Genomic DNA, 25,233 nt, shown 5'->3' with positions numbered 1-25,233 from the left:
CGCCCGCCTTCGCGGGAAGCACGTGGCGTTGGCGCTCGGGGACAGCTTTGGTGACGATGCGAGTATGGAACTCGGAACGGCGAACCTGGTACCCCCAGCGAAGTACTTCCGAAAGGCATTCCGATAGCCCGTGTTTCTTGGCAACAGGGCGTACGCAACCACTAGTCTCGGTCTGTCGGGCCGACAACATGACCAACGCGAGCCTGTGCCACGATGTATCGATCCTTCACGAGCCCGGTCGGATATCGACAATTCGCGCAAACCGATACCGCGCCGCGGCGTTTGCGCGGACAATCCTGCAAGGCGGGCGAGAGGCGGTTCTGGCTCGAGCAAAATCCAATTTCCCGCTGATCCAGCGCTGACGCCATCTGCGGCGGTGTCATGAGAATTGTTGCGTAGGAGAAAGCGAATGTTGGACTCGGGAACGGCGGCGCCACGGGCATACGAAGGGTGAACCACCAAGATGAATACTCCGATCTGTCCTCAATGCAGGCACCAGGGAGACGCTTGTGTGCACTGGCAGGCGCCCCGCTTCCTGCGCTGCCGTGAATGCGGCACGATATTTCGTGATCCCTATCCAGACGAGTCGGAGCTTGCGAACTATTACCGCGAAGGATGGAAAGAACCTGAGCAAAACACCGTCGAAACCGGCGCTACGGATGAAGCTGTCGCCCGATGTCTCGTGGATTCACTGACAAATGCGCTGGGCGTACGTGGCCTTTCCGGCTTGCGCATCCTGGATTTCGGTGCTGGCCGCGGCGCAATGACTTTCGAATTGATGAAGCGCGGCGCCAGGCTCGCCGCTGTTGAACCGTTCGGCTATCAGTTCCTTGCCGAACGTGGCATTGCAGTCTACCGAGATCTTGCAGACCTCCCCGACGGATCGAGCTTCGACGGGATCGTGTCCCTCGAAGTCATTGAGCATCTTCGTGATCCCGGCCGCGTGCTGGCAGGCTTGTACGAGCGCTTGTCGCCGGGCGGCTGGCTCCTGATCACCACTCCAAACGCAGCTGGTTTCCCGGCACGGCTGATGGGTCAACGTTGGCGCGAAGCAGCAAGGCCGGGCCATATCGTCTTTTTCACTCCCGCAGCGCTCGCCGGGATCCTGAAGAAGAATGGATTCAGCCGCGTCCAGCGCCAGCGCTGGCATGTTCGGTATCCTGAGGCTTCTCCGTTACGTGCGCTTCTTCACGTCGGGATGCAAAAGCTGGCTATCGACGGAGGTCTGCGTATGGTCGCCTACAGGCCGTAAGCAAGGGATGAATCCTGACCTATCATGGCCACCCCTCTCTCACCTTCCCGTTCTGCAAGCCTGGGCGACCGCTACACCCTCGCGCTCTGCTGCGCCCTGGCAGGATATGCGTTGATGGGAAAGGGCTTCGCCTATTGGGGCTATCGGCCGCTTTTCGTCGGCGAGATCGCCTTCGTCGCTGGGCTCTTCGTGCTGTTGCGTTCAGGGTGTCTGGTGGCCGTATTCGCATCCGGACCGAGCCTTCTTCTCGCGGCGGCCATGGGCTGGGCCTTGTTGCGCACCTTTCCTTATCTTGACACCTACGGTTCCGACGCCTTGCGCGACAGCGTGATCCTCGTGTACGGGGTCTTCGCCTTCGTCGTCGCCGCCCTTCTGATCGAAGACTATCGCCGCATCGATACGATCATTAGTTACTACCAGAAATTCCTGGATATCTACGTTCCTGTCGTCCCCATCCTGTTTCCGCTCAGCTTCTATTTTGCAGACTATATACCGAATGTACCCGGCACCAGCGTCGGCCTGGTCTGGCTCGGCGCCGGCGAGGTCGCGACACACCTCGCAGGCGCTACCGTGTTCATCCTCACGGGCATGCGCAAGCCAACTCCGATCTGGACGGCCTGTCTTATCACGGCAGTGGTTATGGTCGGCGCCGTTAGCCGTGCAGCCGTTCTAGCATTTGCCGTGCCAGTCGTTCTGGCGGCGTTGGCGCTCGGCAAACTGCGCCCAGTCCTCGTCGTCGTCGCGACCGGTACAGTGCTGCTTGCCGCTTCCTACGCGATTGAGACGACCGTCTCCGGCTACCAGGAAGCCCGCGTCTCGACCGAACGGCGGATCAGCGTTGCGCAAATCGTCGAGAATATCGCCAGCATCGTCGGCCAGGGAGGCGCCCAGACCGAGGACACCACGCAGTGGCGCGCGAATTGGTGGCGGACCATCGTCGAGAAAACGGTGCATGGACCGTATTTCTGGACCGGCCGCGGATTTGGGGTAAACTTGGCTGTCGAGGATGGGCTTGCGAGGGCTAACAGCGAGCGGCCCCTGCGCAGCCCGCACAGCGCCCATATGACGATCCTGGCGCGCGCGGGGGTGCCGGGGCTTGTGCTGTGGGCTGCTTTTCTGGCCGCTTGGTTTGGCACGCTGCTTCGCGCCATGGTGCTGGCCTACAGACGCGGGCACACCGAATGGGCCGCGTTGATGCTGTTTATCGCCTGCTACGTCTCCTCCTGCATCATCAACGCTTCGTTCGACGTCGCACTCGAGGCGCCGATGCAGGGGACCTGGTTCTGGTGCCTGATCGGCTTCGGCATCGGCGCGACGATGATCTACCGCTACCTGCTGGGTACGGACGAATCCGAAGCATCGGGAGCCAGCCCGCCGCTGCCGGCCGGTGCACGCGAAGCGTCGCCGCCTGCCTGACTGGGCTCTTATGGCGGTTCACGGCTGTGCCGGCAGGCCCGGCATTGTCGACGAGCCCTGCCCCCCCCCCGACGCCCGGCGATCGAACCTGGCGCATTGATGGCGACCAGCGCGGAATGATGCTGCTGGACCAGGGCATCCGACGAAATCGGGCGGGTTGTACAGGACCCGCAACAAGCAAGTCGAGTTAGCGTTCGGAGCGAAGTTGAGCGCGCGACGCGAGCACGGCACCCGCTGCAACGTCGCTTGCGTGCGCTTTGCCGTCACCTTGAGTTGCGGGAATCTGCGCTCTGGCAGTGCCAAACACCAGGAAGAAACCTGCCGAGACCACCAGCACGAAGAACTCCCTCGCAATTAGCGCGACCGCGACGGCGATTGCCGCGTTCGAGAGTTGCTGGGAGAGCAGGTATGCGACAGCGAGGAATATCAATAAGCTTGATACGTTGAGAATGGCCCAAGCGCGCTCGTGGCCGTAGTTGAACATATAGAGGTTTGACGTGCACGTATTCGCGTTGATCAGGACCGGGATGACAGACATCACCCGAACGATCGGGATCGCACCCGAAAAACTCTCGCCGAATAACAAGAGGATGACATATGGGGCTATAAAGAACAGGAATAGGCTGAATGCCGCACCAACGACGAGGGTCAGCAAGGAACGCCGAATCAGAGCGAGCCCTGCTTCCGGGTCGTGGCGTGCGCAATATGCGACTCTGGGTAGGAGCGTTTCCCACATGGCTCTGAAAAACGGCCGTGTGGCATTCACGAATTTCTCAGCGATCGAATAGTTGCCGGCGGCAACGTAACCCGAAAAATGCTCGACAAGCGGAACGGGCAGAGCCACGAACATCCTCTCGACAAGAGTAAAGAGGAATCCTCGCCAGCCGTTCCGGAGCTGCAATCCCACCATGGAGGGTGTCACGGCCCGGAAACCGCTGAAACCGACGGGAACGATGAACGGCAGGCTGACAACGGCAGCGACAAGCCCTATCGAGCTCTGAATCGCCACCGCTAGTTCGATTTGGGCGGACGAGGTCACCATTATCAGGAAGCACACCAAAGCCAGACTGCGACCGACAACCACCGCGATGGCCGCTTGCCATGCACGTTCCAGACCGATGAACAGCCAGGTCGGAAACAGGATGCCTCCCACCGAGGTCAGCATGGCGCACAAAAACATGGGCTTGCTGACAGCGATGAGGCCGTCCGAGGCGGCGACGCCGACGAGCAACACCACGCAGCACAGTACAGCTTTCGTGGCAGTGACTTCCGCGAGAAGAGAAGCGATAGCAGCTGGCTCATCCCGGGCGGACGCAGCGGCGCGTTGCGCAGTCCAATGAAAACCATACTCCACGATCGTGGCTGCGAGCCATCCGACGCTCAGGGCGTACGCGTAAAGTCCAAAATGAAGCGGCCCCAGAACCCTGCCGGCATATGGCAAAATGAGAAGGGGCTGCAGCACGTCGGCCGCATGCATAATGGCTAAACTGACCGCTTGCTTACGCAGGCTCATCAGAAGTCCTCACTGAGGGACGCCCCATAAGTCCTGGCGCCCTCCAGACAGGCGAAGCCGCAGACGTGCAACGCCAAATCCCCTGGAGCCCCCTGTCTGTCATGGTGAGCCGCGGCAGCTCTGAAGCATGCCTGCGAATGACAATCTCAAAAAGCTCTCCGAAGGGGTAACACCGATGAACCGAGTGACGCGAAGACCTGTCCGCTAACATCCACCGTGCAGTGGCACCCGTGGGGTAGAAGCAATGTCGGCGGAGACAGAGGTTTTCGACTATGTAATCGTCGGTGCCGGGGCCGCGGGGTGCGTTGTGGCCAATCGGCTCGCGACCACCGAAGCCTGCACTGTTTGCCTGCTCGAGGCGGGCCCGCCGGACTACAGTGTCTTCCTGCGTGTCCCCGCCGGGGTCTATAAGGCCGCATCAATTCCGAAATATGCGTGGCAGTACGAAACGGAGCCGAACCCGGCGACGGCAAACCGTGCCATACCGATCCCGCAGGGCAAGACGCTCGGTGGTTCGACCGCCATCAACGGAATGAACTACAACCGGGGCCATTACGACGATTTCGATGGTTGGGCCCGGCGCGGCAACCGGGGCTGGGGCTACGCTGACGTGCTGCCGTACTTCAAAAAAACCGAACGAAGAATCGGGACATGCGACACCACGTACCGGGGTGTCGAGGGAGCGCTGCCCATCACAGACTGCGATTGGAAACACCCGCTTTGCGATTCTTTCATTGAGGCTGCGCATAACCTCGGACTCCCGCACAATTCCGATTACAACGGCGCAAGGCAGGCGGGTTTCGGATACTATCAGCGCTACATTGAGAACGGCTGGCGCGTCAGTGCAGCGCGGGCATTTCTGCGACCGCTTGCCCGGAAGAGGAACCTGGAGATTCGGACCGGCGCCCAAGCCACCGCGGTGCTGTTCGAGGGAAAGCGAGCGGTTGGCGTTCGGTACGCCCAAGGACCTGGCCATCCAGCTCGTGAAGTGAAAGCACGCCGCGAGGTGATCATCACCGCCGGAGCTGCCAACACGCCGAAGCTGCTGCAGGTTTCAGGCGTCGGCTCACCGGCATTGCTCGCAGACCTTGGGGTTCCGGTGCTGCATGAGCTGCCTGGCGTCGGCCAGAACCTGCAAGACCACTACATGATCCATTTCATCGTCCGGGTGAAGGGCAAGACGGTCAGCGGGCGCGGCCTGAATCTGCTTCGGGAAGGCACCAAATGGGTCTTCGGCCGTCCGAGCATTCTCGCCCTTAGTCCGTCTCTCGTCTACGGTTTCGCTAATTCGCGGGATCTCTCCTCCACGCCGGACGTTCAAATAGACGTTGCCATCGGGAATTATTCCAATCTCCGGGAGCGCTTTCCCGTCCTCAAGCCCGGTTTCTATCAGCTACGGCCGCACAGCACCGGGTTCGTCCGCGCGAGCTCGCCGGATCCCTTCCGTGCCCCAATCATCCAGCCCAACTTTCTCGTGGACGAAAGGGACCAGCGTGTCGCTGTCGACGGCATCAGGATGATGCGACGGCTGCTCGCCGCCCCCGAGCTTCAGCCCTACTGCTGCGGAGAGGAATTGCCCGGTCCCTCGGTCACGGACGACGCCGAATGCCTGGGGTTTGCGCGGGAGGCTGGACTGACGTCATATCATCCGTGCGGGACGTGCCAAATGGGCCCGCAGGACAACCCGGCGTCTGTCGTCGATGATCAGTTGCGTGTCCACGGTTTGGAGAATCTGCGGATAGCGGATGCTTCGATAATGCCCACTGTGCCGTCCGCCAACACGTCCGCGGCCGTCTTCATGATCGCAGAAAAGGCCGCAGACATGATACTGGGACGGCATCCTTTGCCCGCAACGCATTCCGATCCCTCCGACCGTGTCGAGCGTCCTCAGCGCGCCTTGATGGCCTAGATCGCGATCCAGAGGCCAGGCTGGCTAAAAGGTAAATGGAGGACCGGTTTTTGAAGAGACGAATCCTCGTTGCTTCCGACTTTAACGCGAAAGATCGAGCCCATTTCGCATCGTCCTACGAGTTCTGCCGTATCGTCACCGAGTGCGATCATGCAGACCTCGTCGCACCTGGCATCGACAACTACCTGACGAAACATCTCGGTGGCATCCTGCCACCTCACGACAACCAGAGTGTGCAGCGCGACTTCAACAGGCTGGTCAACGGTGTCCGCAAGGGGCTCGGACTAAAGAACGCGCCGACGATCGAGCGGGTCGAACTCGACCAGAACTACGACGTCTTCTTCTTTGTGGCCTGGAGCCCGCAAAGCTTCGTTGAGCTCTCGCGCATCCGAAATTGGCGCGGTCGCTGCAAGATCGCCGTCGCATATCTGATCGAGCTCTGGTCCAGCACACTCGAAGAGGATCGCCAATACCTGAGACTATTGGACCAGTTCGACCACGTGTTTCTGCTTCACAGCGCAAGCGTTGCACGCCTTTCCCAATACACGGCCGCTCCCTGTTCCTTTCTGGCGACCGGCGTCGATTGCCTGATTGCCACACCGTATCCGTCGCCCCCCGAGCGGGTCGTCGATGTATATTCGATGGGCAATCGCGCGGTGGGACCACATCGGCAGTTGGTGGCGCTCGCTGAACGCCGCAACCTCTTCTATCTGTATGACTCGCTCTCGAGCGGCAACTCTCAGGTCAAGGATTGGCGGGAACATCGACTGCTTCTTGCCAATACTATCAAGCGCACCCGTTACTTCATGGGCTTCAATCCCGCGGCAGTCGTGAGTGCAAACTCGCACAAGATCGCAGGCGAGCAGGTCCTTCCGTCACGTCTGTTCGAGGGCGCCGCCGGGGGCGCCGTCATCCTTGGAAACGCGCCGCAATGCGCCGAGTTCAAAGAGTACTTCGACTGGCCGGATGCCGTGATTGAGGTCTCTCCGGAGACCGGCGACATCGCTGCCGTGATCGACGAACTGGACGCGCAGCCGGAGCGAATAGCGCGCATTCGGCGAACGAACGCCGTGGGTAGCTTGCTGCGGCACGATTGGGTCTACCGCTGGGAGCACATCTTGTCTGCTATCGGAATGGAGCCGCTCCCGCAGCTCCACGATCGCAAGTCCCGGCTCAGAGAAGTCGCAGCCGCAGCGATGTCGCCCTTGCCGGCGTGACGCACAGCTCAAGATGCCCGTGCCTTCCGTCACCAAGAAAGCGCGGAAGCATCCTCCTCGCGACCAATGATATTTGGTCGCCATCCGGCCTACCCCCAAAGAGTGAATGTCGCGCGGCAAGAACTGTCGTCTAATACGTCCAGAGGTTTGAGCCTTTGTTCACCTTGGAGAGCCGGGCGTATGCGCACGATTTGGTCTGAATCACCACATGTGCAACCGGTGATTTCGACACCATCGGAGACATCAGACGTCATCTCAGCGCATTTTGAGAATGTGCGGCGTGTGCTGGCGGAAGTTCAAGTGCACGCGGTCCAGAGGCTTGTCGATGTTTTCCGTGAGGCTCGCGACCGAGGGGCGTTCATTTACATCGCCGGAAATGGCGGCAGTTCTTCAACCGCTTCTCACTGGGTCAATGACCTTGGCAAGGCGACCAAGCGCTCCGGCTGTCGACCATTAAAAGTCATGTGCCTATCTGACAACATGTCCTGGTTCTCCGCTCTGTCGAACGACGAAGGTTACGAGAGGGCATTCTCTGGCCAGCTCGAGAATTTCGCGACCCCGGGAGATGTGTTGACCTGCATTTCCGCGAGCGGCAACTCCCCGAACCTGGTTCGCGCGGTCGAACTGGCGCGGAGGCAGAAGCTCACCACCGCAGCGCTACTCGGGTTTGACGGCGGCGTGCTGAGGGGTCTCGTCGATGAGCCGGTGTGCGTCGAGACCGAGAAAGGCAAGTACGAGCTCGTCGAGGACGTCCATTCGGCGATCTGCCACGCGGTCACAAGGTGTCTCGTTGCCGACAGAGCAGGTCTTAACTGATGGCCGCCCTCGACGGCACGTCCCGCCAAGCGCGTATCGAAGGCCGGATCTATGATCGGCCGACACAGGCGGTCATCCTCGCCGGCGGCCGCGGAACGCGTATGCAGCCGATCACGAACGATCGGCCCAAGCCGATGGTGCCGGTTCTCGGGCGCCCTTTCCTTGAGTACCAGATCGAGCAATTGCGCGACCAGGGTTTTGAACGAGTCCTGATCCTCCTCGGGTATTTGCCCGAGGTCGTGCAGAACCATTTCGGCGATGGTCGCGACTGGGGCGTGCACATCGAGTACTCGGTAACGGAACCCGACCAACTGACCAGCAGCCGGGTGGCGACTGCTCGGCACATGATCGATCCCTGCTTCCTGCTGCTGTACTGCGACAACTACTGGCCGATGCAGATGGACCGGCTGTGGGCGCGGTTCCGGGAAGCCGGGAAGCCCGGCTTGATCACCGTCTATAACAACAAGGATCGTTACTCCCGGGGCAGCGCCCTGCTCGACCACGACGGTCATGTGAGCGTATTCGATCGTTTGCGCGTGACGCCCGGGCTTCAGCAGGTCGAAATCAGTTACGCGATCCTTACAGACCTCGCCCTCGCGCTGCTGCCTGAGCAGGACACACTGCTCGAGGAGGCGATCTATACACCACTCGCTCGACAAGGGCGGCTCACGGCCTATGCCAGCGATCACCGCTATTACAGCGTCGGCTCGCTGGATCGCCTGCCGGCGACGGAAGCCTTCATGCGCCGCAAGCCGACCGTAATCCTCGATCGCGACGGCGTGCTCAACCGCAAGCCGCCGCAAGCGCAATACGTACGGAACTGGAATGAGTGGGCGTGGTGCCCGGGCTCTCTCGAAGCACTCCGGCTGCTGCACGACCGGGGCTACCGCACAATCATCGCCTCGAACCAACCCGGCATTGGCCGTGGCGTCATGAGCGAGGCCGACCTCGACGCCGTACACGACCGCATGAAGCGGGAAGTCTCGCAGGCGGGAGGCTCGATCGGCGCGATATATTACTGTCCGCACGGTTGGGAAGACGGCTGCGAGTGCCGCAAGCCGAAACCCGGTCTCCTTTACCAGGCGCAACGTGACTTCCACCTCGACCTCACGCGCACGCTATTCGTTGGCGACGATGAGCGCGACGCTGCGGCAGCGGCGGCGGCCGACTGTCCCTTCCAGCGCGTGACCGATGACTATTCGCTCCTCGACCTCACCCGGCAAATGCTGAACGGAACCCCGGAATATGCCTAACAACAAGCGGATCCTGATCACCGGCAACAATGGCTATATCGGATCGGTCATGGCGCCCTGGCTCCAGCGCCAGGGCTTCGACGTGGTCGGTCTCGACACCGGATATTTCTCTGCCTGCACACTCGTCCCCGACCTCGCCGAGGTCCCGACGATCCATCAGGACCTACGCGAAGTTACCGCCAACGAGCTCGCCGGTTTCGACGCAGTGATTCATCTGGCGGCACTCAGCAACGATCCGATCGGCAATTTGAACGAAGCCTGGACGCGGGAGATCAACTCGCAGGGAACGATCCGGCTCGCGAAGCTGGCGAAACAGGCGGGCGTCACGCGCTTCATTTTTTCATCCTCTTGCATCATGTACGGGACGTCCGAAGCGACAGTCGTAGACGAGAATGCGCCGCTCGCGCCGCGCACCGAATACGCTCGCTCCAAGGTCGAAGCGGAGACGGCGCTGCGCGCCCTCGCCGACGATCGTTTCTCTCCGACGTTTTGCCGCAACGGGACCGTCTACGGCCTATCGCCGCGGATGCGGTTCGACACGGTCCTCAACGATTTCATGGGCAACGCCTTCACGACTGGCCGCATTGTGATCCAGAGCGACGGCACTCCGTGGCGGCCGGTCGTCCATGTCCAGGACGTTGCGCGCGCGTTTCAGGCGGTGCTCGAGGCGCCGCTGGAGACTGTCCACAACCAGGCCTTCAACGTCGGTGCCGACAAACTCAACCACCAGATCCGCGAGCTCGGGCAGATTGCGGCGCAAAGCGTTCCCGGTTGCGAACTCGCGAGCGTACCGCAGCCCGGAGCCGATCAGCGCACCTACAAGGCGGATTTTGCCAAGTTCAAGCGAACCTTTCCGGAATTCAGCTTCCGATGGACGGCCACAGACGGAGCGAGGGAGCTCTATACCGCGTTCCAACGTATCGGCCTGAAGCATGACGCATTCAGAGACAAGCGTTTTACGCGTCTGAGCTGGTTGCGGCATCTGCTCGACAGCGGATCGATCGACGATTCGCTGAGGTGGACCGAGATCACAGCCAACGTGAGTCGAAATCGGGCCTGAGGCTCGACAGGCTGGGAGGCCGAGCGCAGTGGAAACTCTATCGACGCGGGAACTCGAGCATGCATCCGTCGTCCCTGACACGGAGCGGCTCCGACCCTCTCACGCCAGCTGGCGTCCGACCGATATCGTCATGACACGGACCCCGCTCCGCGTCAGCTTTGCAGGAGGCGGCACGGATTTACCGGAATTCTACGAGGTCGAGGAAGGCGCCGTGCTGAGCGCGGCCGTTGATAAATACGTCTACGTCACCGTGAAGCGTCACAGCCACCTCTTCAACGAGCCGATCCGGCTCAACTACTCACGCACCGAGCAGGTCAATACGATCGAGGAGATCGACAACAACATTGCTCGTGAGTGCCTCAAGTTTCTCGACATCGAGCCTCCGATTTTCATCAGCACCGTCGCCGACATGCCGGCCTCCACCGGCATGGGCGGATCGAGCGCCTTTGCAGTGGGATTGCTCCACGCGCTCCATGCCTTCCGTGGCGAGCGCGTCACCGCCGGCCAACTGGCTGAGGAGGCCTGCTATATTGAGATGGAAGTTCTCAAAGAGCCGATCGGCAAGCAGGACCAATACGCCGCAGCGTTCGGCGGCCTGAATCTGCTCCGCTTCGGGCGCGGCGGCCGCGTGACGGTCGAACCGCAGCCCGCCCGAAGCGGCTCTGTTGCCTACCTGTTCAGCAACATCATGATGTTCTGGACCGGTCATCAGCGCCCTGCCGCCTCGGTACTCACCGAGCAGAGGAGCAACACGTCGAGAAACCTGGACGTTCTGCGACACATGCGCAACGACGCCTTTGAGTTTCGCTCGCTCTGCTCCGGTCAACAGATCGGGCTCGAGCAGGTGGGCGAGGCTCTTCACCGCGGCTGGACACTGAAAAGAGGTCTTGCTTCCAAGATCACTACCTCCGAGATCGATCGCTATTACACGCGGGCCCTCGAGGCAGGCGCCGAAGGTGGCAAACTCTGCGGTGCTGGCGGTGGCGGCTTCCTCATGTTCATCGTGAAGCCGGAGAAGCGCGAGCGGGTGCGTCAGGCGCTCTCGGATCTTCCCCTGGTGTCGCTAGGGTACGAGGTCCATGGCTCGCGGGTGCTTTACCCGGCCGGGTGACGCTGGTCTTGGAGGATTCGATGATTTTCAAGACCACCGAAATTGCGGGCGCCTGTACGGTAGAGCTTGAAAAGCGAGCCGACGACCGCGGCTTTTTTGCCCGCGGCTGGTGCAGTCAGGAGTTCGACGATCACGGCCTGCCCAGCCAGATCGCCCAGATGAATATCTCCTTCAACCGCCAAAAGCACACGTTACGCGGCTTCCACTACCAGGTCGCTCCCTATCAGGAGGCCAAGCTTCTGCGCTGCGTTCGCGGCGCCGTGCACGACGTGATGCTCGATCTGAGGCCTGACTCGCCAACGTTCATGCGTCACATCGCGGTCGAGCTTAGTGCCGATAACTACCGCATGCTCCTCGTCCCGAAAGGATGCGCGAACGCCTTTTTGACTCTCGCGGACGAGACGGAGGTCACGTATCTCGTATCCGAGTTCTACACGCCGACCGCCGAGCGGGGTGTGCGCTGGAATGATCCGGCGTTTCGCATCGAATGGCCTGCCGAGCCCGTCGTCATCTCGGAAAAGGACTGCAGCTGGCCTGATTTTGCAGACGAGCGCCGGCTCGTCGCAGCCGCCGATGAGGGGTAGATCGCATGTTCATCGTCGACCGCGAGCTCGAGCGGCTGCAACGGGCCGGCACCCCGATCAGGGTCGGAATGGTGGGCGCCGGGTTCATGGCCAAAGGCATCGCGCGTCAGATGCTGCAGTACACCAAGGGCATCGAACTCGCTGCGATTTGCAACCGTCACCTCGAGGAAGCCCGCAAGGCGTACGCCGAATCCGGCGAGAGCAACGTCACACAAGTGCGCCGCGTGGACGAACTGGACGACTGCATCGCCCGGGGCCGGCGCGCGATCACCGACGATCCGATGCTTCTTTGCAACGCTGATAGGATCGACGTGATTCTCGAGGTTACCGGCACGATCGAATTCGCGGCTGGTGTGGTGATGCAGGCGATCGCCCGAACCAAGCACGTCGTCATGATGAACGCCGAACTCGACGGCACTCTCGGCCCGATTCTGAAGACCTATGCCGACCGCGCCGGGGTCGTCATCACGAACACGGAAGGTGACCAGCCAGGCGTCATCATGAATCTGTACCGGTGGGTGAAGGGATTAGGTATTAGACCCGTGCTGTGCGGGAACATCAAAGGTCTACACGACCCATACCGCAATCCGACGACCCAGGAGGGGTTTGCCAAACGTTGGGGGATGAAGGCCCCGATGGTCACGTCCTTCGCAGACGGCACCAAGATATCTTTCGAGAACGCGATCGTTGCCAATGCAACAGGCATGCGGGTCGCGAGGCGCGGAATGCACGGTCCGGTCGTCGAGGCCGGCACCCCGATCCAGGAAGCGGTCAATTGGTACCCGCTCGATGAGCTTATCGAGGGTCCCGGCATCGTGGATTACTGTGTGGGAGCCATGCCAAACCCAGGCATATTCGTACTTGGGACGACGAACGATACGGTCGAGAAGCACTACCTGTCGCTCTACAAGATGGGAGCAGGCCCGCTCTACTGCTTCTACTGGCCCTATCATCTTTGTCACTTTGAAGTCCCGTTCACGGTTGCTCGCGCGGCGATCTTCCGGGATGCAGCCATCACTCCACTCGGCGCGCCGCATGTCGACGTGGTTGCAGCCGCCAAGAGGGATCTCAGGGCTGGCGAGATCATCGACGGGCTTGGCCACTACATGACCTACGGCTTGTGCGAGAACGCGCAGGTCGCTCACGCCGAGCGCCTTCTTCCGATTGGTCTCGCCGAAGGTTGTCGTCTCCGGCGGAACGTTGCGCGGGACCAGGTGCTCGGATACGACGACGTCGAGATTCCGGCGGGCCGAATGTGCGATGCGCTGCGCCAGGAGCAAGACACCCTCTTCTTCGGCAGGCCGTCATTCATACGCCCTGAGGCTGCCTAGACCGGATCGGTTTCGCGCGGCTCCGCCGCGCGTGATCCGAGTTCCAGAAATCCGCTTGCCTGGCTGGACCGCCGGATCGCAGATAGACAAGTAAATTCAAAGCATTACGACGCCGCTGCAGAAGACGGGAATCGGTATCGCAGTCTGCAGGGACGCGCCATGCTGGACAAATCCGGTCCCGATCATACAGGGCTGCCCAGCGTGCGCGATTTTGGAGAGTGCACACGCCCGTGGCCAGTTTCAATCAGCCGGGCGCCCCATTGGATCACACGAATCCATTAATCGGGCATCCATCTGATGGAGGCCGGATCGACAGGTCGCGTGGTGGTGTAGGTCACCAAGTCGTATCCTCGCTCGACGACGAGATCGGCAACTTCGATGAAGCCCTCGTCATTCCCCTCCTTCGAGCTGTGCAGCGTCACATCGCTCATGGAGACATCCTGGTTCGTCAGCGATAGCCTGACCATTCCCTGATGGTCTCGAATTGGCCTGCAGATCGGAATGAGCCGGGCCTCGAAATTTGTCGGGTGATAGGGCTTGAGACGCAGGTTCTTGTGGAAGGTTCTGTCTCCCTCGATCGACAGCACGCTCTTGCAGGCTGCCGAGTTCACCATGAGGCCGCGGATGGATGAATCCGACCCGATGTGGATCGGGTACGTCTCGCCGCGTTCCAGCCGGACACCCGAAAACGTGATCAGCCTCGACGAATACTCCACCGGTGTGCCCGCAATTTGATCTTTGAGCGGCACGCGATCGTAAGCCGTGAATGCAAACGTGCGTTTGCACTTTGCAGTCTTGGCTGTCCTTATCTTAGTCAAGAAATTGCCAAGGTGCGTCGCTATCACGCCCGACAAGAACTCGGCCGGATGACTGCCGTCTGCGTAGAGTTCCTTCGCGTCTACGTTCTTGGACTTGACGACCGCGGCAATGACGTCCCTTACATCAAGATAGTACCAGTCCTGCTTCTGGCAGACGGAAATACAGGCGGAGATGATCGTTCTTGATGCGTTGATGTCGCTCACCGGTATGCAAACAAAAACCGGCTCGCAATTGGCGCGTTTGGCGGAATGCCCAATCCACTCGACCCACCTCACAACATCGTAGTAATCGATCGCATTGGCGGAAAGCAGCGAAAAATCGATCACGCACGTGTCGACAATGCAAAACTCCGAGCCTTTGAAGAAATCACCCTGGGCGAAGTACGGACCGAGCAAGGACGGAGATGCACCGATCCTTCCTGCCGATGTCACTTCAATTGTGTCATCGGCGTCCAGAAATTTCTGGAAAAAGCCTGCCTTCAGGATGCTGTTTGACTGTCCCAGGATCGAAATGCTCAGCGACATCAGATTGACTGCCCTCAGATGGAACCGCGCAATGACATCGAAAACGCACGATGGAGAACTCCGCAACACCGCGTCAATCGTCTATGTCGCGGCGACGTTATCAATTGTCGCGGCGCTCTGTCTACCATCGGCGGGACGCGCGCAAAGTTCGAGAGCTGCATGCGATAAAACCGATGCGCAATTCGCCGTAACAGCCGCCATGCCGGACAATGCCGATGCCCTGCGCAAATATGAGAGAAATGTGTCGGGCCTGTCCGGCGATGTCTCGACGGTCTTGCTTGGCGACTCGCTGGTTGAGGCGTGGCCGAGGGAACTATCAGCCTCGCTGGGCGCCGGGCCGGTGGCCAACCTCGGCGTCGGACGCGACAGGATTCAGAACACGCTCTGGTTCATCGAACACGAACGCGAGCAGCTGCGAAAAATCAGGCCGAAGTCCATCATCGTGCTGGTCGGGACCAACAACATCTATCTCGATAAGCCGTGCGGAGTGATGGAATCCTACCAAAAGCTGTTTGAGGAGATCAGGTCGCTTTGGCCGAACGGCAAGATTTTCTCCATCCAGATTCTTCCGCGAGGCGACCAGATGAAGGGCGCAGCCGAGAATATCGGATCTGTCAATGCCGAGCTCAGCAGAAGAAGCCGGGAACTCGGCATCAGGACGATCGATGCCTCCAACATCGCGTGCGGACGAACGACGCCGTGCGCAAACTACAAGAGCGACCTCCTGCACCTGACGCCATCCGGATACGAAGCCCTGACCAGGATCGCCAAAGAAGGCATGGGCTCATCGTAGGCGTCCCACGAAGCTGCGCCGGAGCCGTCAATGGCGCTTGGGCGCAATCTGGCCTGCTAAGGCGCGATGAGATTGGGTTGAAATCGTCATCGCGTTTTAGTTCATTGTTTAAGCATGATCTCCGCGCAAACGCCTTGCGTTTGTCGCGAGGGAAAATCGTTTCGCACCTTTCCGGATCATGCTTTACGTCAGCATCGAGATGATCGATTGCAGCTGATCGGATGCCGACGCTACGAACCCGTCGAACGATGTCTGCCCGTGTGCCGCCGCGCGCAAGATGCATTCGGCAACGGCTGCCTTGAGACCGAACACGGATTGATCGGCCGGCACGCTTGCCATCACCGTCTCCAGCGCGTCGCGCATCGTCTGGATCAGTTCGGAGCTGAATTTCATGGCTATCCTCCGCGTGTTCAGGATAGACCGGGCGCGCCACGCCACCACTCACAAGCCCGCGATTCCGGATTGCGTTTTCTTAATGCAACGACAAGCCGGTGAATCGGCGAAGCGCTAGAGCATGATCCGGAAAAGTGCGAAGCGGTTTTCCGAAAAGATCATGCGCAAATAAGAAGCTAAAGCGCGATGACGATTCAACCCAATCTCATCGCGCTTTAGGTGGTGTGGACACTTACCGCATCCAAAGGACGATGGCTGCGAGAGTGACGACGGCTAGGTAATTTCGGGCGGTCTTTTCGAAGCGGGTTGCGACGCGTCGGAACTGCTTGAGCTTTGAGAAGCAGCATTCGACGAGGTGACGCTGGGCATAGAGGTGCTTGTCCAGCGGGTATTTGAGTGTGCGTGACGGGTTGTTGGGGATGACGGCGAGCGCGCCCTTGGCGGCGATGGCTTGGCGCAAATGATCGGCGTCATAGGCCGTATCGGCCATGACGACCTCGGCAGGTAGTCCCTCGATCAATGCGGCAGCTTGCGGTGCATCGCCCTGCTGGCCTGCGGTCAGCGCGAACCGTACGGGACATCCCAAGCCACGAACGGCCATGTGTATCTTGGTGCTCAGCCCCCCGCGCGAGCGGCCGATCGCCTGATCTTCAGACCCCCTTTTTTGGCCCCGGCGGCGTGCTGATGCGCCCGGACGATGGTGGAATCGACGATCAAATATTCGAAGTCCGGATCATCGGACATCGCCTCGAAGATCCGCCACCAGACGCCCTTGATGCTCCATCGACTGAAGCGCCGGAACACGCTGTTCCAATCCCCGAACGCCTCCGGGAGATCACGCCAGGGAGAGCCCGTGCGAACAATCCAAAGTACACCTTCCACGAACATCCGATTGTCGCGCCCAGTGGAGCCCTTCTGGTCGGGGCGACCTATGATCAGCGGCGCCATCCGCTCCCAAGCCGCGTCGCTCAATACCAAACGGTCCATCACACCCAAGACTGCCTCCCCAAAAGCAGTCTTGAATCTGATTTGCGCCTAAAAGGGAATCCTTAGAGTCCACACCACCTAGAGGTCCTTTTCGGCCAGCTTGCGGAAGTCGTCGGGCACCGAACGAACAACCTCCAGCGCTGCCGAACCATATCCGATCGCATCCCAGCCAAAGCGATCGCGGACCTTGTCGATGGCACAATCAGCGGCCCAGCGCGCCATCCCGATCGGACTTCCAGGACGAAGCGCCTGATCGGCCAGCCCGAGTGGGAGCTCGAGCGCGAGATCCCAATGCTCCTCCAGATGCGACACCGAGATCGCCAGCAGCGAGATGGTTTTCTCGCTCGGGTGATCAGCAAGCGTAGCGCGCACCAGCTTCTCGGCGAGGCTGGCGAGGATCACCGTCGTGCACACGGGCGCATCGAGCGTCATCGAGCGCGTCACCGATTTCAGGTCGGCGAAGCGAACGCGCACCGTCACGGTTCGTCCGGGTCGGGATTTTGCCCGAAGCCGCGTGGCGACGCGGTCGGCGAGATGAAGCAGCGTCGGCCGAATGACCTGCTCGATCGCGGGCTTTCGGCCGAGCGCCGATTGTGCTCCTGCCGATCGCGCGCGCCGATGCGGCGTGAGTTGTCGCGGATCGCGATTCCAGGCCAGCGCGGCGAGTTTCTCGCCCGCCGCCGGACCGAGCAGCCGCGTCAGCGACCGCTCCGACAATCTGGCGAGTTGACCGATCGTCGAGACGCCGATCGCGTCCAGCCGTGTCTTGGTGACCGGCCCTACTCCCCACATCAATTCAACCGGCAGTTCGTGCAGGAATCCGAGCTCGGCGCCGGGATCGACGACGACAAGTCCATCGGGCTTTGCGACCTGCGAGGCGATCTTCGCCAGATGCTTGGTGCGCGCGACGCCCACCGAGATCGCAAGGCCGAGCTCTGTGCGCACGCGCCGCCGGATCGCCGCGGCTATTTCGGCGGGCGTTCCGAACAGATGCGTGCAGCCGGCAACATCGGCAAACGCCTCGTCGATCGAAATACGCTCGACGAGCGGCGTGAAGTCGCCGATCACCCTGATGGCTGCGTCACCCAGCCGTTGATAATCGCTGAAGTGGCCGCCGACGAAAATCAGTTGCGGGCAGAGCCGGCGAGCTTCCTGTCCCGACATGCCGCCGTACACCCCGAAGGCCTTGGCCTCATAGGACGCGGCAAGCACAACCCCGCCTCCGACGGCGATCGGCTTGCCTTGCAGCGACGGCTCGAGCAGCTGCTCGACCGACGCGTAAAACGCATCCAGGTCCGCGTGAAGGATGGTGGCTGCGGCTGCCATCTCAACCCGTTCATCCCTGACCTGACCAAGACTGCTCGGCCCTGGACGCTATAACAGGCATTAGAACAAAACAAGAACAAACTCAATTCCGGTCGACCAGTAATAGTCGCGGGCGCTGGCGGTCTCCCGGCGAACGCTGGGCGCCGCGCTGTCGTGCCAAGCGTCGAAGCGGGCCCGGCTGCCGGTCGCTGTCGAAGGAATCACCGCGAGACGGTTGGCAGATTGCTCGAGGTCCGCGGGCACTCTCTGCCGGGGACGAGCGCGATTATGCGCGGCTCTCGGGTCCCGCTGCGCCAGCTCGCTCATGAGCCGGCGTTGTTTGACGAACAGGCTTTTTCGGGTAGAGATCAAGGAATGACCGACCACTCTCATCAGGTGGACTTCCAGGCCGCGGCCTCGCTTTACAAATGGCCTTCTCTCGGCAATTCCAGGCGAGAGGATCGCGCGCCCTATATGATCGTCAACGGAACGCTCGACCAATGCATCCGGGACTTCATGGGCAAGCCCGAGAAGACCCGGCATCTCTACGAGATCCGGACCACGTCGCAGCCTCCCCTCGTGCCGGAGGTGCTGTCGCCCGAGCACGTGATCGAGCTCTCCAGGCTTCGCGAGTTTCTCTGAGGCGCTTCAGCGGATGTCATGCGCCGGAAGGCGCATTGTTTGCCTCTGAGGGAGCCGCTACACTTGCCTGGCTCACTAACTGACGGACCTCCGCGCCGGCATGATTGATCCGCTTCGACCTCCTCTGCGGTTCGCACATCGCCGGCATGGGAGCGCAGCTGCTGCACGACCGGTTGCCGGGGCATCGAGAGGCGCCACATGAGGTTCAATCTGGCGATCTTGAGCGTGCTGGCCGCAAGACCCGAGCAACGGATCCCGCTTGAAGAGGTCAGCCGCGAAGTCAAGCGCATGATCGCGGCCGGCGATGCAGCCACGAAGCTGAAGCGATCGTCAGAGCTAGGCGACGCCGACGTCTTCCAATCCGGATGGGCTTCGATCAATGAGGCCGGGCTGCAGATCACGGACTCCGGCCTCGCGCTATGGCGCGAGCTTGAAGCGTCCCGGGTCGAGCAGGAACTCAACGCGCAGGAGCTCAGCGAGCAGGAGTTGGTCGAGCAGGAGTCGGGCGAACCGCAGGCGGAGCGCCTAGAGACCGTTGCTGCCGACCCGCGCGATGCGATCGGCGATGCTGTGATCGAACGGTCCGGCGCGATCGATCGGCAAATCCCTTTCGTGATGCAAGAGGGCCTTGCCGATCGCGCGGCCTCGGGCGCAAGCCGCTCGACAGCAGCCTCCGACCTGCCCGCGCGCGCCGCAATCGTCCCCGAACCGGCCTTTGGCTCCATTCACGACACGGACCGAAGCGGCTCTCGGCTCTCGCACCTTGTGAAACGCCTCGGCACCAGCCTGCCTGGATTTGCCCAGGCGCGGCGGCGGCGCACCAAGCGCGAAGGACCGGATCGGAACACGGTCAACGGCGTCGGAGTGACGGGGCTGGCGGTTGCGTGCCTCAGCCTGATTTCGATCGTTGCGTGCGTTGCCGCAGCGATTGCACTCGGCCAGATCACTTCGCTGAAGTCGGACAACGCTGCGCTGCGGCGGGAGCTGGTCCCGCTGAGAGATCGTCTCACACGGATCGAGCAGGAAGCCGCCAAACGCGAGGCCGCGCAACAAGAGGCGCAGGACAAGCTTGAGGCGGACAAGAAGGCCTCTGATGCCGGCAGCGAGCAAACTGCGCTCAACCTCTCGCGAGACGAGATTCAGCTGATCAGGGAATACATCAAGGCGGCGCCTTCGGCCGCCGGCGGCGGGCCGCCGATCAACGTCGGCGATCCCGTCACCGGCGGAATGATTCCGTTGCCGTCGCCGCTGACGGAGAAGGCGCCACGACTGGTCGGCGCGAGATTCGCGATCCGCAACGGCGCGATCATCATCAGCGCACGAAGCAGCCGCCGCGTCGATGCACTGCTGATGCCGAACTAGTGGACTCCTCCCGGTGTTTGCTCCCGCCTAAGCAGAACCTGATCATCGATCAGCTCCTTCTGTGCTATTGGCGCAGCGCATCGACCCGCTGTTTCGCTTCCTTGACTCCGCCGGCCTCAGCCTTTGCGTAGAGAGCGCGCGCCTTCGTTACGTCGCCGCGCGTCCCATAAGTTCCCCATTGGGGCAGGATCAGTGGGTCGTAGGTTTCCGCGAGCATGAAGCTCGCCTGTGCATTGCCAGTCTCAGCGGCGCGCTCGAGCACGATCCGCGCCGAGCCGATATCACCCTGCCCAAGCAACACGCTCGCGCGAGCCACCAATCTTGCCAAGTCCTGGGCATCTGGATTCGCCGGAGATTCTCCCCGCCCGTTGGCGACTGTCACCGTTTCCGCCGCGACCGGCTTTGCCGCATCCGCCTCGACCTGTTTGGCCTGTGCAATCTGACCGGCGACAGGCATGTCCTTCGTGCTCCGCGCGAGGGCGAGTTCCTGCTCCAGCCACGCGGTCCTCTCGCTCGCTTTCTGCAGGGATTTTTGCAGTTGCGCCGTTTCGCGCTCTCCCGCCTGCTTCAGTTCGGCCGCTTCGGCCCGCACCTTCGCTACAAGCGCGGTCTGCGTCTCGACCTCGCGCCGCGTCGCCGCCAGGTCCTGCTCCAGTCGGCCGGCCTTTCCGCGCTCCTCTTGCACCGAGTTTTGCAGTTCCGCCGCGTCGTTCTCTCGTTCTTGCTTGACTGCGGTGACTTGGGCGTACGCCTTCGCCGCCAACGCGGCCTTCGTCTCGACTTCCCGCCGTGCCGCCGCAAGATCCTGTTCGAGCCGCGCCGCCCTCGCGCGCTCCTCTTGCACGGATTTTTGCAGCTCCGCCGTGCCGTTCTCCCCCGCCTGCTTCAGTTCGGCTGCTTCGGAGCGCACCTTCACGACCAGCGCGGCCTGCGTCTCGATCTCGCGCCGCGCTGCCGCGAGATCCTGCTCCAGCCGCGCCGCCCTTTCGCTCTCTTCTTGCACGCTCTTTTGTAGCTTCGCCGTGCCCTTCTCTCCAGCCTCCTTCAGTTCGGCCGCTTCGGAGCGCACCTTCACGACCAGCGCGGTCTGCGTCTCGACCTCGCGCTGCGTCGCCGCCAGGTCCTGCTCCAGCCGGCCGACCTTCGCGCGCTCTTCCTGCACCAATTTTTGCAGATTCGCCGTGCCGCTCTCTCCTTCCTGCTTTACTACGGTGGCTTGAGCGTCCACCTTCGCCGTCAACGCGGACTTCGTCTCGACCTCGCGCCGCGCCGCCGCAAGATCCTGTTCCAGTCGCGCGGCTCGCTCCCGCTCCTCTTGCACGGCCTTTTGCAGTTCGGCCGTGCCGCGCTCTTTCTGCCTGGCCTCGGTTGCCTCCGCGCGCGCCGTCGTCACCAGTGCGGCCTGCGTCTCGGCCTCCCGCCGCGCCACCGCAAGATCCTGTTCCAGTCGCGCAGCTCTCGCGCTCTCCTCTTGTACCGATTTTTGCAGATCCGCCGTGCCCCTCTCTCCTTCCTGCCTTACTGCGGTGGCTTGAGCGTACGCCTTCGCCGCCAACGCGGACTTCGTCTCAACCTCGCGCCGCGCTGCCGCAAGATCCTGCTCCAGTCGGGCAGCTCGCTCGCGTTCCTCTTGCACGGACTTCTGCAGGTCCGCCGTGCCGCCCTCTTTCTGCTTTGCTTCGGCTGCCTCGGTGCGCGCCGTCGCTACCAGTGCGGCCTGCGTTTCGGCCTCGCGCCGCGCCGCCGCCAGATCCCGCTCCAGCCGCGCGCGCTCCTCTTGCAGGAGTTTCTGCAGCTCCGCCGTGCCGCGTTCTCCCGCCTGCCTTGCTTCAGTCGCTTCGGTGCGGGCCCTCGCCGCCAGTGCGGTCTGCGTCCCGACCTCACGCCGCGCCGCCGCAAGGTCCTGCTCGAGCTGACCGGCCCGCTCGCGTTCCCGACGAAGCGATCTTTCTAGCTCCACGCCATTGTCGGTCGCCGGCCTTGCGCCATCTTTTGCCGTAGCCGCCGCCGAAGCCCGCGGATCGGCATCGCCGCGCATTCTCGCAACGTCCCGCTCCATCCGTTCGGATTGTTCGCGCATCATCGATTTGCGCAACTCGGCAGCGCGGCGCTCCGCCACCGATCGGTCGGCGCTCTCACCCTCCCGTTGCAGCGATTTGCGCAATTCTGCGATCTCGCTGTCGGCTGCCTGTCTGGCTCGAGCCGACTCTTGGGCCGCCTCCTTCAGCCGCACCTGCAAAGCCTCAAGATCGCGCCTGGCGACGGCGAGTTCGCGCGTCAGCATCTCCGCCCTCTGGTGCTCCTGTTCGACGGCCGACAGCGATCCGTTTGGCTCGCTGCTCGTTGCTTGCGCCAGTCGTACCGATCTGTCGCTGCCTGGGCGCATCTGCACCTGGAGGGTTTCGCCCGATGCTTGTGATAACCATGCCGACGCGAGCAGAGTCGCGATGACGCACACGGGCGCGGCTCGCTGCCATCCGGATGAGTGCGGCGGCGGACAAACAAACTGCCCATTGTTCGAGCCGCCGGCGATGCCACCAGCGTGCACTTCATCGAGGAGGATGACGGTTGTTGGATTCTCCGACCCGTCCACAATCACCCGCCGCATGGTGATTTGGCCCATCCTTGGCCTCCTCTGATGGGGCACGATAGCGCACGCGAGCTCGAATGCCATTCCCTCGCAAGGGGCCCCCTCGCCTACCTCTTTCGGGTTAGGTGCGCGCGGTGGAACGCGGCTTGATCCCGGCCAATGACGGCGGCTTGACGAAGGACGCGGACCTCCCTGCCGGCTCTGGTGGGTGTCATTCGGCCCTTCAATTGCGGCTTGTTGTCAAGCCTCCCTTTTGGACTCGCCAACGACATGACGGTAGCGCTCGTGCCGTCGGAGCCGGTCAGGGTTGCGGAGACGGGGCGAGCGCGGCTGAATGGCCGTTGACGACCCGATCCGGATCAGGAGACACGAACCGGAATTGTCCCGCTAGCGTCGAGCTGCCGCAATCTCATCCAGATGACCGCGATCAGTGTGGCGCACATGAATGGACCTACCGGCACAAGCGCGACAGGGAAGGCATATCCCAGCGCAAATATAATACCGACGCCGAATCGGAAGGATCGCCTTGATGGCGGAGCGATCCGGTCATCGCTCATGAGGAACACCAACGCGATCAGCAGGATCTGCATATCGTAGATGGCGAAGTAAGGAGAAATCAGAGGCGTTGCCGCAAGCAGGCAGGCGGCCTTGACGGCGAAGCTTACATCGCGCCGCCACGTGATCAGCACCCAGGCCGCGCTGGCCGACGCGACAAGGATCTGCAGTGACATGGCCACCCCGTAGCCAAAGCCGGCAAGGCGAAACAGGCCATAGATGCTCTGCAACTTGTACCACGGCAGCGCGCCGGTGAGATGGAACTGCGTCGTCGCGAAGGTCGCTGCTTCACGAAATCCCGTGAACGTATCCCAGCCGAAGATGGTCCCGGACAGCAGCAGCAGAGCGGACGCCATCAGGGAGGCCGTTATGACAACGCTCCAACGTCCAGTGGCGATCAGTACGAAGGGGAGAAGAATGCCATATTGAGGCTTGAAGATGAGAAGCGCGATCAAGAAACCACTGATGATCGGGCGCCTGTCCAATAGCAGCAGGGCGCCACCCAGCAGCGCTGCCGCAAGCAGCGAGCTTTGGCCGGAAAGAAAATCGTAGACGACGGGCGGTGCCGCCAATGCCAGCAGCAGTGCGCCTGAACGCGGCCGAATGGAGTAGACCACCAACAGCCAGCAAAACAGCTTTGCCGCGCTCCAGATCCAGAAGGCAGCTGTAAAGGGCAACAGCGCCAAGGGCGCCAGAACCAGAAAAAACACCGGAGGATAGAAGAACGGAACCGGCATTTGATCGTAGGAATACGGCGCATGATCCGCCGGCTGCATCTGAACGAGCATCTGACGCAGTTGGCCCCAATCATAGGCGGTCGCAGCATGGCCCTTTAGAGCCATGGAGCCGGCGGCCCAAAAACATGAGAAGTCGATGCCTGGATGACCGGCTCCACTGATAAACATCAGGGCCAAAGCCAGTATCGTCATGCTGAGCAGGATGAGACAGGCAATCGCCTGCCCTCGATCCTCGCCGTCCTCGTGCGAAATAACCCAGGTCATGAAAAATCGCGCGATCTCGTCAAAAGCGCAATCTACCATTGCGCTTTCTGGCGCGGCAACGGATTGGGGGTCCGTTAGTTAACGGAGAGCCCTGCAGACTTTGAGGACGGTTCCTGCGGCATCCCGTTGATTCAATGAGCTTGGTCGAGAGGGCGGCCTACGGCTGATTGTTCGGCGGCCTTTCGATGAACTTCCGGCTGCCGTTGAGAAGCTCGAGATTGTTGGCGATGACGGGGTTGCCCGGATCGAGCGAATACGCCTTCTCGAATTTGCGCCGCGCGCCGTTCAGATTGCCGCGCAGCATGAGGGAATAGCCCTGGTCGTTCAGGATCTGGACGGTCTCGCCGCCAATCCGGATCGCCTGCGCGTAGGCCTGATCGGCAAGATCGAACCGGCGCAACTTGTCATAGCTCGCCGCAAGCCCGACCCAGGCCGTGACGTCCTTGGGCGCCTTCTCGACCGCATCCTTGAAATAGCGCTGGGAGATTCCGTAGTTGCCGCGGTTGTACTGCTCGAGCCCCATCCGCACCGGCTCGTCGGAGGGATAGTATTTGACGTCGGTCGGCTCCTGCACGGGATCGCCGCCCGGCGGATCCACCGGTGCGACGATCGCGGCCTCGCGCGTCGTGTAGTCACAGGCCGCGAGGCCCGCGGCCAGCCAGCAGCAGGCGAGCGCCGGAATGAGACGCCGTAATCCTCGTCCCATGTTCCAGCTCCAGCGACTTCCCTGCGTCATTCGAAAACCCATCGTAAAACTACCTAACAAAAAACAGACGGCGCGATCCGACACTGTCAGCGCC

21 protein-coding genes and 1 pseudogene are annotated in these 25,233 nt (G+C 61.6%); 13 read left to right on the top strand and 9 right to left on the bottom strand.

Annotated elements, in window-relative coordinates:
* The first annotated feature begins 511 nt into the window (after window positions 1-511).
* Both HU230_RS07670 and HU230_RS07665 read left to right on the top strand, forming a co-directional pair.
* Window positions 512-1,252 (top strand): class I SAM-dependent methyltransferase, encoded by a 741-nt coding sequence (locus HU230_RS07670; RefSeq protein ID WP_176532205.1) that lies wholly within the window; start codon window positions 512-514, stop codon window positions 1,250-1,252.
* Window positions 1,253-1,276: 24 nt separating this feature from the next.
* Entirely contained in the window at window positions 1,277-2,668 is a 1,392-nt protein-coding gene (locus HU230_RS07665; protein ID WP_176532206.1) for an O-antigen ligase family protein, read from the top strand.
* A 187-nt stretch (window positions 2,669-2,855) separates the two neighbouring features.
* On the opposite strand, the gene HU230_RS07660 is transcribed toward HU230_RS07665, so the two are convergent.
* The gene (locus HU230_RS07660) at window positions 2,856-4,181 is read right to left on the bottom strand and encodes a lipopolysaccharide biosynthesis protein (protein WP_176532207.1); all 1,326 of its coding nucleotides are present in this window, start codon (window positions 4,179-4,181) and stop codon (window positions 2,856-2,858) included.
* A gap of 244 nt (window positions 4,182-4,425) precedes the next feature.
* Here HU230_RS07660 and HU230_RS07655 point away from each other — a divergent pair, with 244 nt between their 5' ends.
* From HU230_RS07655 to HU230_RS07620, 8 genes are all read left to right on the top strand, one after another.
* Entirely contained in the window at window positions 4,426-6,090 is a 1,665-nt protein-coding gene (locus HU230_RS07655) for a GMC family oxidoreductase (protein ID WP_176532208.1), read from the top strand.
* A 35-nt stretch (window positions 6,091-6,125) separates the two neighbouring features.
* Entirely contained in the window at window positions 6,126-7,307 is a 1,182-nt protein-coding gene (locus HU230_RS07650) for a glycosyltransferase (RefSeq protein ID WP_176532209.1), read from the top strand.
* 180 nt (window positions 7,308-7,487) lie between these two features.
* On the top strand, window positions 7,488-8,123 hold the full coding sequence (locus HU230_RS07645; protein ID WP_176532210.1) for a D-sedoheptulose-7-phosphate isomerase: 636 nt from the start codon (window positions 7,488-7,490) through the stop codon (window positions 8,121-8,123).
* Complete coding sequence (locus HU230_RS07640) at window positions 8,123-9,376, top strand: HAD-IIIA family hydrolase (protein WP_176532211.1); 1,254 nt, start codon at window positions 8,123-8,125, stop codon at window positions 9,374-9,376. Before HU230_RS07645 ends, HU230_RS07640 begins: the two co-directional genes overlap by 1 nt.
* Entirely contained in the window at window positions 9,369-10,436 is a 1,068-nt protein-coding gene (locus HU230_RS07635; RefSeq protein WP_176532212.1) for an NAD-dependent epimerase/dehydratase family protein, read from the top strand. Before HU230_RS07640 ends, HU230_RS07635 begins: the two co-directional genes overlap by 8 nt.
* 130 nt (window positions 10,437-10,566) lie before the next feature.
* Window positions 10,567-11,547, top strand: a complete 981-nt coding sequence (locus tag HU230_RS07630) for a GHMP family kinase ATP-binding protein (protein ID WP_176532213.1) — start codon at window positions 10,567-10,569, stop codon at window positions 11,545-11,547.
* A gap of 20 nt (window positions 11,548-11,567) precedes the next feature.
* Entirely contained in the window at window positions 11,568-12,131 is a 564-nt protein-coding gene (rfbC, locus tag HU230_RS07625; protein ID WP_176532214.1) for a dTDP-4-dehydrorhamnose 3,5-epimerase, read from the top strand.
* 5 nt (window positions 12,132-12,136) lie between these two features.
* Window positions 12,137-13,462, top strand: coding sequence for an NAD(P)H-dependent oxidoreductase (locus tag HU230_RS07620; RefSeq protein ID WP_176532215.1), 1,326 nt, complete (start codon window positions 12,137-12,139; stop codon window positions 13,460-13,462).
* Window positions 13,463-13,740: 278 nt separating this feature from the next.
* Here the strand turns inward: HU230_RS07620 and HU230_RS07615 are convergent, their stop codons facing one another.
* Window positions 13,741-14,805: a hypothetical protein gene (locus HU230_RS07615; RefSeq protein WP_176532216.1), complete on the bottom strand. Its 1,065-nt coding sequence runs from the start codon at window positions 14,803-14,805 to the stop codon at window positions 13,741-13,743.
* Between the two features lie 31 nt (window positions 14,806-14,836).
* Here HU230_RS07615 and HU230_RS07610 point away from each other — a divergent pair, with 31 nt between their 5' ends.
* On the top strand, window positions 14,837-15,598 hold the full coding sequence (locus HU230_RS07610) for an SGNH/GDSL hydrolase family protein (RefSeq protein ID WP_176532217.1): 762 nt from the start codon (window positions 14,837-14,839) through the stop codon (window positions 15,596-15,598).
* 183 nt (window positions 15,599-15,781) lie between these two features.
* Here the strand turns inward: HU230_RS07610 and HU230_RS07605 are convergent, their stop codons facing one another.
* From HU230_RS07605 to HU230_RS07590, 4 genes and pseudogenes are all read right to left on the bottom strand, one after another.
* Window positions 15,782-15,991, bottom strand: a complete 210-nt coding sequence (locus tag HU230_RS07605; RefSeq protein ID WP_176532218.1) for a hypothetical protein — start codon at window positions 15,989-15,991, stop codon at window positions 15,782-15,784.
* Window positions 15,992-16,223: 232 nt separating this feature from the next.
* Window positions 16,224-16,939: pseudogene (locus tag HU230_RS07600) on the bottom strand (IS5 family transposase).
* A 117-nt stretch (window positions 16,940-17,056) separates the two neighbouring features.
* Window positions 17,057-18,304, bottom strand: coding sequence for a DNA polymerase IV (gene dinB, locus HU230_RS07595; protein ID WP_176532220.1), 1,248 nt, complete (start codon window positions 18,302-18,304; stop codon window positions 17,057-17,059).
* Window positions 18,305-18,364: 60 nt separating this feature from the next.
* Window positions 18,365-18,676, bottom strand: a complete 312-nt coding sequence (locus HU230_RS07590; protein WP_176532221.1) for a hypothetical protein — start codon at window positions 18,674-18,676, stop codon at window positions 18,365-18,367.
* On the opposite strand from HU230_RS07590, the gene HU230_RS07585 reads away from it, so the two are divergent.
* Both HU230_RS07585 and HU230_RS07580 read left to right on the top strand, forming a co-directional pair.
* On the top strand, window positions 18,659-18,925 hold the full coding sequence (locus tag HU230_RS07585) for a hypothetical protein (protein WP_173642050.1): 267 nt from the start codon (window positions 18,659-18,661) through the stop codon (window positions 18,923-18,925). The genes HU230_RS07590 and HU230_RS07585 overlap by 18 nt on opposite strands.
* A gap of 198 nt (window positions 18,926-19,123) precedes the next feature.
* The gene (locus tag HU230_RS07580; protein ID WP_176532222.1) at window positions 19,124-20,287 is read left to right on the top strand and encodes a hypothetical protein; all 1,164 of its coding nucleotides are present in this window, start codon (window positions 19,124-19,126) and stop codon (window positions 20,285-20,287) included.
* Window positions 20,288-20,351: 64 nt separating this feature from the next.
* Here the strand turns inward: HU230_RS07580 and HU230_RS07575 are convergent, their stop codons facing one another.
* The 3 genes from HU230_RS07575 to HU230_RS07565 form a co-directional block, all read right to left on the bottom strand.
* Complete coding sequence (locus HU230_RS07575; protein ID WP_176532223.1) at window positions 20,352-22,910, bottom strand: hypothetical protein; 2,559 nt, start codon at window positions 22,908-22,910, stop codon at window positions 20,352-20,354.
* Window positions 22,911-23,236: 326 nt separating this feature from the next.
* The gene (locus HU230_RS07570; RefSeq protein WP_234633856.1) at window positions 23,237-24,472 is read right to left on the bottom strand and encodes a glycosyltransferase family 87 protein; all 1,236 of its coding nucleotides are present in this window, start codon (window positions 24,470-24,472) and stop codon (window positions 23,237-23,239) included.
* Between the two features lie 118 nt (window positions 24,473-24,590).
* Window positions 24,591-25,139 (bottom strand): tetratricopeptide repeat protein, encoded by a 549-nt coding sequence (locus HU230_RS07565; RefSeq protein ID WP_210284266.1) that lies wholly within the window; start codon window positions 25,137-25,139, stop codon window positions 24,591-24,593.
* Between the last annotated feature and the right edge of the window lie 94 nt (window positions 25,140-25,233).

This window comes from Bradyrhizobium quebecense, assembly GCF_013373795.3.
In the GTDB taxonomy this organism is placed as follows: domain Bacteria; phylum Pseudomonadota; class Alphaproteobacteria; order Rhizobiales; family Xanthobacteraceae; genus Bradyrhizobium; species Bradyrhizobium quebecense.
Note: the sequence above shows the minus strand (reverse complement) of the source record. Positions and strands in the feature narration are given on the sequence as shown.